The organism is Brevibacterium sp. p3-SID960, assembly GCF_025144725.1.
GTDB lineage: Bacteria > Actinomycetota > Actinomycetes > Actinomycetales > Brevibacteriaceae > Brevibacterium.
Genome location: NZ_JALXKS010000060.1, coordinates 1 through 10,967 on the forward strand (window position 1 = coordinate 1; position 10,967 = coordinate 10,967).

The following is a 10,967-nucleotide window of genomic DNA, read 5'->3' on the forward strand; positions in this document are numbered from 1 at the left end:
GGCCTGTGTCTCAGACGCTCCTCAGCGTCCGAACCACTTGCGCTTGCTGCTCTTCTCGCGTTCACGGCGCTCACGCAGCTCGCGCCGGGTGAGGAACGCTTCTTCGCCTCCGGCGGGCTCGTGGATCTGAGCTGGGCCGGTATCAGTATCGACGAGAGGCATAGCGGCAGTTTCGACGCCCAAATCGTCCTGCTGTGACGACGGCTGAGCGGGTAGCGCTGACACCGATGTCCCGGTGAGCTGGCTGCCGACGGTTGGAGCTGAACGCGGCTTCGGCGGCTGTCCTCCCATCGGTGACTGCGGGCGAACGCCGTTGGTCTGGGAAGGGCCCTCTTCACGCGCCTGCACTTCAGCGGCTGAATCAGGACCGCCGTCTGCGCCAGCCTCGGTCAAGGCTCCTGGCGTGCCCTTAGCGTCCTGTTCTTTCGACGAACGGGTTTCTTCGGCTGAATCGGACTCAGTTGGCGCAGCCGAGGGCTTCTCATCTTCGTCGCGGTCCTGCTCGGCTGGCTGTTCGGGTTCGCTCTGCACATTCGGAGCCGAGTCATGCTCGGTGTCGACGTCTGTCGGCTTCTGACTCTCTTCGCCCTTTTCAACAGGTGTTCTGGTGGTGGGTTCTGCCGGTTGAGTCGCGGGCTCTTCAACCGCGCCTGCGCGATCCTGAGCACCGACATTCTTCTGCGGCGTCATCGGACCCTCGTCTGGTACGGCGTCTGCTTCGGGCTTCTGCGTATCGCCAGAGCTGTCGGCTACTGCGGTTGAAGACGCTGGGGTGGCCTTGGCGTCTGCTTTGCGGCGGATGCGTTCTGAGCGCAGCGCGCGGTCGAGGATCTTATCGAAGGCTGCGGCGAGCTCAGCTGCCGGCTTGCCTGGCCAGGAGTGGATTGGACGTGCTGATCCCTGAGCCTGCTGCAGCACAGTGCGTTCGGGAATCGGCGGGTTGACCACCAGTGGGCCGAACATCTCGCGCAGCTCTTCGATGCGGTAGGAGTGCTCCCGGGACTGCAGCCTGGCGCGATTGACGACGATTCCCAGCGGCTGCAGGTCACTAGCGGTGCGGCGGCGCAGTTCGTCGGTGGCACGCAGTGCGCGGTCGGCGGCTGCCACCGAGAAGAGCCCGGGTTCGGTCACGATGAGCACACGGCTGCTGGCGGTCCAGGCCGCGCGGGTGAGGCCGTTGAGCGATGGCGGGCAGTCAATGAGGACGAGACGGTAGCCGGTGCCGGCCTTGTGGATGGCCTCCGACAGTCGGCGCAGGTAGCGCAGCGACAAGGTGGGCTGGTCGAACTCAGCGGCACGCGGTGACCCGGAGATCACGTCGACATGTCCACGCTGTTCGCCGACCCATCCGCTGGGGACGACGGCGCGTTCGAGAATCCGCTTGCGCGGTGCAGCGAGCACGTCGGCGATGTCGACTTCGGTGCGCACGGGAATGTCGAGACCTGTCGAGGCATCCGCCTGGGGATCCATATCGATCACCAGGGTCGGGATGCCGCGGCTGTAGGCAGCAGAGGCCAAACCGAGGGTCACCGAGGTCTTTCCGACCCCACCTTTAAGACTAGAGACGCTGAGCACAAGCACACTCTTACGGTATCCGATCTGCACATCGCGGTCACGGACATCGCACGGCAGATGGCCACCAGTTTGAACAGATCACCAGTTGTGCCGGGCTCAGGCGGTCTGACCTCGGAGCAAGCGCCCTCAGCTGTCGGGGGAGGAGCGGTGTGTGATTGTCGATCCGGTGGGGCTTCGCTCGATGCGCAACTGCTGGGGAATCGACTGCAGCATGGACTGCACGTGGGAGATGACGCCGACACATCGTCCACCGGCGCGCAGCTCGTCGAGCACCTCCAGAACCTGGGCCAGAGCATCAGGATCGAGCGAGCCGAATCCCTCGTCGATGAACAGCGAGTCCAATCTGATGCCGCCGGCCGCGGCGGCCACAGTGTCGGCGAGCCCGAGAGCCAGGGCGAGGGAGGCCATGAATGTCTCGCCGCCCGAGAGTGAGCGGGGATCACGCGGTTCGTCGGTGAATGTGTCGAGCACCTGCAGGCCGAGTCCCGCCCGCTTCTCCCGCCGGTGCAAAGACAGGTCGTGGATCAGCGTGAACCGACCGCCGCTCATCGTCTGCAGACGTTCGGACGCATTGTGAGCGACTTCAACGAAAAGCGAGAGCAGGGCATACGAGCTCAACGGCAGCCGCTGGAGGTTGTCAGCGGAGGTCGCCCGCACGATGCCGTCAAGCGCGACGTCTCCGCGATGCTGCGCGACCTCGGCTTCCACCTCATCAGCAGTCTGCATGAAGCGCTCGCGCAACTGGATGAGATCCGCCGCGTCATGCCTGTGCACCGCCAGCAGCTGACCGAGATGCTCGGCGTCGGAGGATGCCGTCGTGTGGTGTTCCGCTGTGATCGCAACACAGGCCGTCAGCTCCTCGTCTGATGCGGTGTCAGCGCTGGCGAACGTGTACCAGTCCTGGCTCGTCAGCTCCGCGATGCGGGCCGCTTCGTCGGCAGCGTCGCGCAGACTCTTCTCGACATCGGCCCGATCGATCTCGCGGGCTTCTTGATACTCGCCTCTGTCGGCAAACCCTGCCTCAGCAAGTGCGGTCGCAAACGCGTCACCGCGTTGAGCGGATTCGGCGGCTGCAGCCTCTCGCTTCGTCTGCGTCTGGATCAGCGTCTCACCGGCATCGCGCAGACGCTGCAGCTGAGCTGCGCATTCCTCAGCAGCTGCTGAGGTGCTGGGAGCCTCGAAGCCGAACGGATGCAGGGCCGCTTCCTGGTCGCCTGAGACGACGTCATCGAGCTGCTTCAGCTGGCCCTCGACGGCTGACAATTCGGTGGCGCAGGCCTGCGCATGCTCACGTGCTGAGGCCTGCTGCTGTTCGAGCGCGGCTCGCCTCTGCCGCAGCTCATCGCGCTTCGTGCGTGCCTGCTCGAGCTCTCGCAGGGTCTGTGCGGCGGTGTCGCGCGCCTGGGTGAGGTCGTCCGCGGTGGCGGTTGTTTGCTCGCCCGCCAGTTCGTCGAGGCTGCGCTTGAGGGCGATGATGCGGGCGCTGGTCTCCGCCAACGTGCTGCGTGAGGTGTTAGCGGCGCTCTGCGCCTGCGTCCACGCGCGCAGCGCGGCGTCCTCGTCGGCTTTCGTCACCGTGTCGTCACCGGGCTCTGCCGGGGCGGGGTGGGTGGTGGACCCACAGACCGAGCATGCGTCTCCTGGCGTCAGCTCAGCGGCGAGTTCGGCTGCGATGCCGGCCAGCCGGGTCGAACGGATCCGGGCATAGGCGTGCTGCGCGGCGGCTTCCTCGTCCTGTCTGGCCTTCAGCGCTTCCTGCTGCGCGTCGAGCCGCTGCTGGGCAGCGGTGATCTCGTCGCTGCGCTGCTGGCGGACTTCAGCAGCTTCCAGCGCGCGGTTGAGCCTGTCGTGTTCCTGCTGGACGTCACCGCGACTCTCGATGCGGGCATTGAGCTCATCGAGTGCTGCGTTCTGGGCAGTGGTCTGTTCCTCCAGTTCGGTGACCCGGCTGGTTGCGGCCGACTGCTGATGCTGGAGTTCGGCGCGCTTGAGCGTGAGCTCGTCGACGCGCGCCAGATGCGTGGCGATGCTGGCGGCAGCGCGCTGACCGTCGCCAGCTGCCTGAACGGTATGTTCGGGAGAGGGGGTTTCAGGCTGGCGGGGGAGTGCAGCCAGTTCTGTGTTGAATGCCCTCAGCGCTGCGGTCTGCTGCTCTACTGCTGCTTCCTGTTCGCGTGCCGCACGGTCGGCTTCACGTTCGTACGGTGCGACCTGCTCTGCTGTCAGTGCCCGACGCTGCAGCTGGGTCAACTGTGTTCGCTCGTCGGCGGAGGCGGTGTAGGCCTCCTGCCGGCTGCGCAGCTGTGTGAGCTTCGCACGGTCAGCCTGACGTGCCGCTGCGGTGTCGGCAGCCGCCTCGGCATCGGCAGCGCGTGCGCGGGCAGACTGCAGCAGCGCAGTGAAGATCTCGATCCGTTCGCGAACAACACTGACGGCCGCCCCGAGCACAGCGTCGACATCGGCGATGCTGGGGTGGGCGGCAGCGGTGATCGGCAGATCCTCGCCGCAGCTGCCCTGCGCCTGGCGCATGAGCGCCTGCCGTTCCTGTGACACGGCTTCGAGTGCGGCACGCGCCTGCCGGGCGCGGACTTCGAGAATCGTCTCCAGCTCCGTGAAGTGCTCGGTGTTGAACAGGCGCCGGAGGATGGGCTCGCGTTCGATCGGATCTGCCCGCAGGAAACGGGCGAACTCACCTTGGGGGAGCAGCACGATCTGCATGAACTGGGCGGCGTTGAGCCCGAGCACCCGGTTGATCTCCGCCTGCACCTCCGACACGGTGCGGCCGATGCCGTCCCAGTGCCCCGACTCCGGGTTGAACACCGACAGCTCAGCGGTCGCCTTCGCCTCGGTCATACCGGTGCCGCGCTTCTTCGAGCGCATGTAGCGCGGGCTGCGGCGGACTCTCCACCGCCGTGCCTGCGCAGTGAACTCGACCTCGACGTAGGTCGGGGTGTCAGGATCGGCGTAATGGCTGCGGTAATCCTCAGCATCGCTGCGCGCTCCGGGCACGGTGCCGTAGAGCCCGAAGGCGAGCGCATCGAGGATCGTCGTCTTGCCCGCTCCGGTCGGACCGCTGATGAGGAACAGACCATCGGCACCGAGCTCGTCGAAGTCGACGGCCTGTGCGCTGGGGAACGGGCCGAAGGCCTGCATCTGCAGCGAGTTCATCCTCATGACGTCGCCTCCCGCAGCTCCAGCAGCGCTGAGTCGAAGCGGGCGAGATCCTCAGCAGCAGCCGGCTGCCCGGTGACGTGGGAGATGAAGTCGGAGAACACCTCGCGGTCAGAGCGTTCGACGCCGCTCTGCGCTGCCGCTCCATGTGCCTGCGCAGGCTGTGCGGCATTGACCCAGGTCATCTTGATGAGCTGCGGGAAAATCTCCTTCAGCCGGCCGAGTGCGCCGGAGACCCGTGCCGGATCGGTCAGCTCAGCAGCCACCAGGGCTTCGGTGAGATCCTCGTCATCCGCGCGTGCCGCCCGCCCGCTCTCGAGCACCTCATCCAAGGTGCCGCGCAAGGTGCGCACATCGTTGAAAGCAGGCAGACCGATGCTCTCGACGCTGAGCTCCGGGCCCGAGGCGTCGAGCAGCAGCATCCGCTTGGGTGTCGTGGCCTCGGTGAAGGAGTACGGCAGCGGGGACCCGGAGTACCGGACGGTGTCGGTGACGTCCTGGGGCCGGTGCAGATGCCCGAGAGCCGCGTAGTCAGCACCCGCGAAGACATCAGCGGAGACGATCGAGACGCCGCCGACATCGATCGAGCGCTCCGATTCGCTGGCCAGCGAATGCCCGCCAACGAAAGCGTGAGCTGCGACGATGAGGAAGGCGTCTGGGTGCCGCGCTTGGTGATCGGCGCGGATGAGGTCCATGACGTGCGTCAGCACCGCCTCATGGCTGCGGGCACACCCGAACTTCCCGGCCACCAGCCCAGGTTCCAGATACGGGACCCCGTACACCACCACCTCGGGTGCGGACGCACTGCCGCCCAGCAGCACCGGCCAGGTGAGATCGGAGATCCGGCTGCGGATGTGCAGGCCGGCATGGTCGAGGGTGCGACGTCCGTGACCCAGCCGCATGAACGAGTCGTGGTTGCCGCTGGTGGCGATGACCCGGACCCCGGAGTCGAGGAGCGCGGTGACCGTTTCATCGAAGTTCGTCAGGGCATCGGCCGGCGGGATCGCCCGATCGTAGACGTCTCCGGCGACAAGCACTGCATCGATGCGCTCGGCTGCGACGACGGAGAGCAGATGGTCGAGGAACGCACGCTGCGCAGCAGTCTGGTCGACACCGAAGAAGGTGCGCCCCAGATGCCAGTCAGAGGTGTGGAGGATCCGCATGGTGCCAGCCTAGCCAAGACCACGGACACCGCTTCGACGTCAGGCCGGTCACATCCGCGCCCGGGCGTGCCCGTACACTTGGAGCAGCAAACTGGAACCTGTGCACGGTGGCGGAAACAGCCCTGCGTACAGTAGGAACCGATAAAGGAATTCCGCCGACCACCCGTCGGCGCCGAGAGGAACGGTCATACCTGATGTTCTCCAAAGTTCTCGTTGCCAACCGCGGTGAAATCGCGGTTCGCGCATTCCGTGCCGCCTACGAACTCGGTGCCTCCACCGTTGCCGTCTTCCCCTATGAGGACCGCAATTCGGAGCATAGGCTCAAGGCTGACGAAGCCTACCTGATCGGCGAGGAAGGCCATCCCGTCCGCGCCTACCTCAGCGTCGACGAGATGATCCGCGTCGCCAAGGAATCCGGCGCTGACGCGATCTACCCCGGTTACGGATTCCTCTCCGAGAACCCCGATCTCGCCCGTGCCTGCGAAGAGAACGGCCTGACCTTCATCGGCCCCTCGGCGGGCGTCCTCGAAATGGCCGGCAACAAGGTCCAGGCCCTCGACGCGGCCCGGCGTGCCGGGATCCCGACCCTCGAATCGACCCGTCCGTCAGCCGACATCGATCAGCTGCTCGGTGAGGCCGACGGCATGGAGTACCCGCTGTTCGTCAAGGCCGTCGCCGGCGGCGGCGGACGCGGCATGCGCCGCGTGGCGAACAAGACCGAGCTCGTCGACGCACTCAAGGCCGCGATGCGCGAGGCCGAAGGCGCCTTCGGAGACCCGACCGTGTTCATCGAACAGGCTGTGCAGCGCCCCCGCCACATCGAAGTGCAGGTGCTGGCCGACAACAACTCCGAGGCTGTGCACCTGTTCGAGCGCGACTGCTCGATCCAGCGTCGCCACCAGAAGGTCGTCGAGATCGCCCCGGCCCCGCACCTCGACGAGGAGATCGCGGAGGCGCTGCGCAACGACGCCCTCGCCTTCGCCCGGGCACTGGGCTACCAGAACGCCGGCACCGTCGAGTTCCTCCTCGAAACCGAAGGGCCGCGCTCCGGCAAGCACGCCTTCATCGAGATGAACCCGCGCATCCAGGTCGAGCACACCGTCACCGAGGAGATCACCGACGTCGACCTCGTGCAGTCCCAGATGCGCATCGCCGCCGGTGAGTCACTCGCCGACCTCGGCCTGACCCAGGATGCGCTGCGCATCAAGAGTGCGGCCCTGCAGTGCCGCATCACCACCGAGGACCCGGCGAACTCCTTCCGTCCCGACACCGGCACCATCACCGCCTACCGTTCCGCCGGCGGCGCCGGTGTGCGCCTCGACGGCGGCACCGTCTACGCCGGGGCGGAGGTCTCGGCCCACTTCGATTCGATGCTCGTCAAGTGCACCACCCGCGGCCGCGACTTCGAACAGGCCGTCAACCGCGCCCGCCGCGCCATCGCCGAGTTCCGGATCCGCGGTGTGGCGACCAACATCGGCTTCCTGCGTGCGGTGCTCGATGACCCCGCCTTCATGCGCGGAGACCTGTCAACGACCTTCATCGAAGAGCGGCCCCACCTGCTGGAGGCCAAGGTCGGTGCCGACCGCGGCTCGAAGCTGCTCGAGTTCCTCGCCGATGTCACCGTCAACAAGCCCAACGGCGACTCGCCGGTCTACCTGAGCCCCAGCGAGAAGCTCCCGGAGGTCTCCTTCGACGCAGACCCGGCAGCCGGCTGGAAGCAGACGCTCGACAAGCTCGGCCCCGAAGGATTCGCCCAGCGTCTGCGCCAGGAGAAGACCCTAGCGGTGACCGACACGTCCTTCCGCGATGCGCACCAGTCGCTGCTGGCCACCCGCGTGCGCACCAAGGACCTCCTCGACGTCGCCCCGTACGTCGCCCGCATGACCCCGCAGCTGCTCTCCGTCGAGTGCTGGGGCGGAGCGACTTACGACGTGGCGCTGCGCTTCCTGGCCGAAGATCCGTGGGAGCGCCTGGCGAAGCTGCGCGAGGCGATGCCGAACATCAACCTGCAGATGCTGCTGCGCGGCCGCAACACCGTCGGCTACACCCCGTACCCGACCGAGGTCACCGATGCCTTCATCGACGAGGCCACCCGCACCGGTGTCGACATCTTCCGCATCTTCGACGCCCTCAACGACGTCGAGCAGATGCGCCCGGCCATCGAATCGGTGCGAAGCACCGGCTCGGCCGTCGCCGAGGTCGCCCTGTGCTACACCTCGGACCTGAACAACCCCGATGAGAAGCTCTACACGCTCGACTACTACCTGGGTCTCGCGGAGCGGATCGTCGAAGCCGGCGCCCACGTGCTCGCCATCAAGGACATGGCAGGACTGCTCCGCCCAGCAGCAGCCACCAAGCTGGTGACCGCCCTGCGGGAGAGCTTCGACCTGCCCGTCCACGTCCACACCCACGACACCGCCGGCGGCCAGCTCGCGACCCTGCTCGCCGCCTCGGCCGCGGGCGCCGACGCCGTCGACGTGGCCAGTGCCTCGGTCGCCGGCACCACCTCGCAGCCGTCGATCTCCGCGCTCGTGGCAGCACTGGAGCACACCGACCGGGACACCGGCCTGTCACTCAAGAGCGTCGAGGACCTCGAGCCGTACTGGGAGGCCGTGCGCAACGTCTACAAGCCGTTCGAATCCGGCCTGCCTGGACCGACCGGACGCGTCTATCGCCACGAGATCCCCGGCGGCCAGCTGTCGAACCTGCGCCAGCAGGCCAACGCACTGGGCTTGGGGGAGAAGTTCGAGGAGATCGAGGCTATGTACGAAGCCGCCGACGACATCCTCGGCCACCTCGTCAAGGTGACCCCGTCGTCGAAGGTCGTCGGTGACCTCGCCCTTCACCTCGTGGCAGTCGGAGCCGACCCGCAGGAGTTCGCAGAGAACCCGTCGGACTTCGATATCCCGGACTCAGTCATCGGCTTCCTCTCCGGCGACCTCGGCGACCCGCCCGGCGGCTGGCCCGAGCCGTTCCGCACCAAGGCACTCGACGGCCGCTCCCACAAGCCGGCCACCGAGGATCTCTCCGCACACGACGCCGGACTGCTCACCGAACCCGGCCGCACCCGCCAGGAGACTCTCAACCGGCTGCTGTTCCCCGCCCCGACGAAGGAATTCAACCGGATGCGGGAGACCTACGGCGACCTGTCGGTCCTGGAGACCCAGGCATACCTGTACGGACTCGACGAAGGCGAAGAGCACTCCGTCATCATCGAGAAGGGCAAGGCGCTGCTCATGGGCGTCCAGGCCGTCGGCGCCGCCGACGACCGCGGCATGCGCACCGTCATGTGCACGCTCAACGGCCAGCTGCGGCCGATGTCGGTGCGCGACCGCTCCATCGAGGTCGACGTCGCCACCGCCGAACGCGCCGACTCCTCCAACCCCGGCCACGTCGCCAGCCCGTTCGCAGGCGTCGTGACCCTGCAGGTCAAGGTCGGCGACGAAGTCAAGGCCGGACAGACCGTCGCCACCATCGAGGCGATGAAGATGGAGGCCTCGATCACCAGCCACATCGACGGCACCGTCTCGCGTGTGGCGATCGGCGAAGTCCAGCAGCTCGAAGGCGGCGACCTCGTCGTGGTGGTCGATGGCTGAGCGGGAGATCCGATGCTACGGCGACCCAGTGCTGCGGACCCGCTGCACCGAGGTGACGGTCTTCGACGACCGCCTGCGGCGCATGGTCCAGGACCTCGCGGACACCACAGTCCCTGAGGGCCGGGCCGCTGTGGCAGCACCACAGATCGGGATGGACAAGCGAATCTTCGCCTACCACCTCGACGGGCGGACCGGACATGTCATCAATCCCGTTATCGTCGAAACCGGCGGCGAGCTGCGCGATATCGACGAAGGCTGCCTGTCAGTGCCGGGACTGTGGTTTCCCACCCCACGGTGGGAGTACGCCGCTGTGACCGGACTCAACGTCGAAGGCGAGGAGATCCGCGTCGAAGGCGAGGAGGTCTTCGCCCAGATGCTGCAGCACGAAACCCAGCACCTCGACGGCATCGTCTACATCGAAACCCTGCCGGCCGAACGCCGCAGACAGGCACTCAAGGCGATCCGCCAGACCGACTGGTTCATGGCGGGCCGCTGAGACCACCGGCCAAACCGACAGACAGACCGCCGGGCAGCGCGCCCGGCGGGCAGACAACGATCGAAGGAGTACCAGTGACCATTGAACGTGCAGGAGTCATCGGCTGCGGCCTGATGGGATCGGGCATCGCCGAGGTGCTCGCCCGCGCCGGCCTGAGCGTCGTCATCCGCGACATCAGCGACGAGGCGGTGGCCGCCGGCCGCAAGCGCATCGAGAAGTCCTTCGCCAAGGGCGTCGAGCGCGGCAAGATGACCGAGCAGGAACGCGACGAAGCCCTCGGCCGTCTCAGCTTCACCACCGAGCTCTCCGCGATGGCCGACCGCCAGCTCGTCATCGAAGCAGCCAGCGAGAACGAGGACATCAAGAAGAAGATCTTCGCCGAACTCGACGCCATCGTCACCGATGAGCAGGCGATCCTCGCCTCCAACACCTCCTCGATGCCGATCATCCGCTTCGCCCAGGCGACCTCGCGGCCCGAACGCGTCCTCGGCCTGCACTTCTTCAACCCCGCCCCGGTGCAGCCGCTGGTGGAGATCATCTCCTCGGTCGTCACCGCTCCCGAGGTGGCGGATGAGATCGAGAAGCTCTCCGCCCAGGTGCTCGGCAAGACCCCGATCCGCTCCGATGACCGTCCCGGCTTCATCGTCAACGCGCTGCTCATCCCGTTCCTGTTCTCGGCGATCCGGATGCTCGAATCCGGTCACGCCACCAAGGAGGACATCGACACCGGGATGGTCAACGGCTGCGCGCACCCGATGGGCCCGATCAAGCTTGCCGACATGGTCGGCCTCGACACCTGCCTGTTCGTCGGGCAAAGCATCTACGACGAGACCGGAGACCCGGCTGCCAAGCCGCCGATCCTGCTCTCGCGTATGGTCGACGGCGGTCTGCTCGGCGCCAAGACCGGCAAGGGCTTCTACGACTGGTGAGCCCAGCCTGAACCGCCCGGGCACCACCGGCTGACAC

At 66.8% G+C, this 10,967-nt stretch carries 6 protein-coding genes; 3 read left to right on the plus strand and 3 right to left on the minus strand.

Annotated features, from left to right (window positions below; genetic code table 11):
• Positions 1-21 precede the first annotated feature (21 nt).
• The 3 genes from M3B11_RS13345 to M3B11_RS13020 all read right to left on the minus strand — a co-directional run bounded on the left by M3B11_RS13345 (position 22) and on the right by M3B11_RS13020 (position 5,909).
• Positions 22-1,575: an AAA family ATPase gene (locus M3B11_RS13345; RefSeq protein WP_311197864.1), complete on the minus strand. Its 1,554-nt coding sequence runs from the start codon at positions 1,573-1,575 to the stop codon at positions 22-24.
• Between the two features lie 126 nt (positions 1,576-1,701).
• The gene (locus tag M3B11_RS13015) at positions 1,702-4,749 is read right to left on the minus strand and encodes an SMC family ATPase (protein ID WP_259877871.1); all 3,048 of its coding nucleotides are present in this window, start codon (positions 4,747-4,749) and stop codon (positions 1,702-1,704) included.
• Positions 4,746-5,909, minus strand: coding sequence for an exonuclease SbcCD subunit D (locus M3B11_RS13020; protein ID WP_259877872.1), 1,164 nt, complete (start codon positions 5,907-5,909; stop codon positions 4,746-4,748). Before M3B11_RS13020 ends, M3B11_RS13015 begins: the two co-directional genes overlap by 4 nt.
• A gap of 194 nt (positions 5,910-6,103) precedes the next feature.
• On the opposite strand from M3B11_RS13020, the gene M3B11_RS13025 reads away from it, so the two are divergent.
• The 3 genes from M3B11_RS13025 (at position 6,104) to M3B11_RS13035 (ending at position 10,930) form a co-directional block, all read left to right on the plus strand.
• Positions 6,104-9,505: a pyruvate carboxylase gene (locus M3B11_RS13025; RefSeq protein ID WP_259877874.1), complete on the plus strand. Its 3,402-nt coding sequence runs from the start codon at positions 6,104-6,106 to the stop codon at positions 9,503-9,505.
• Positions 9,498-10,001, plus strand: coding sequence for a peptide deformylase (locus M3B11_RS13030; RefSeq protein ID WP_259877876.1), 504 nt, complete (start codon positions 9,498-9,500; stop codon positions 9,999-10,001). Before M3B11_RS13025 ends, M3B11_RS13030 begins: the two co-directional genes overlap by 8 nt.
• Before the next feature lie 74 nt (positions 10,002-10,075).
• A complete protein-coding gene (locus M3B11_RS13035; protein WP_259877877.1) occupies positions 10,076-10,930 on the plus strand; it encodes a 3-hydroxybutyryl-CoA dehydrogenase in 855 nt (284 codons plus the stop codon).
• The last annotated feature ends 37 nt before the right edge of the window (positions 10,931-10,967 follow it).

Bases quoted from the DNA above. Each gene is read 5' to 3' on its own strand.
- M3B11_RS13015 (WP_259877871.1), bottom strand. From the start codon at position 4,749: ATGAGGATGAACTCGCTGCAGATGCAGGCCTTCGGCCCGTTCCCCAGC.
- M3B11_RS13020 (WP_259877872.1), bottom strand. From the start codon at position 5,909: ATGCGGATCCTCCACACCTCTGACTGGCATCTGGGGCGCACCTTCTTC.
- M3B11_RS13025 (WP_259877874.1), top strand. From the start codon at position 6,104: ATGTTCTCCAAAGTTCTCGTTGCCAACCGCGGTGAAATCGCGGTTCGC.
- M3B11_RS13030 (WP_259877876.1), top strand. From the start codon at position 9,498: ATGGCTGAGCGGGAGATCCGATGCTACGGCGACCCAGTGCTGCGGACC.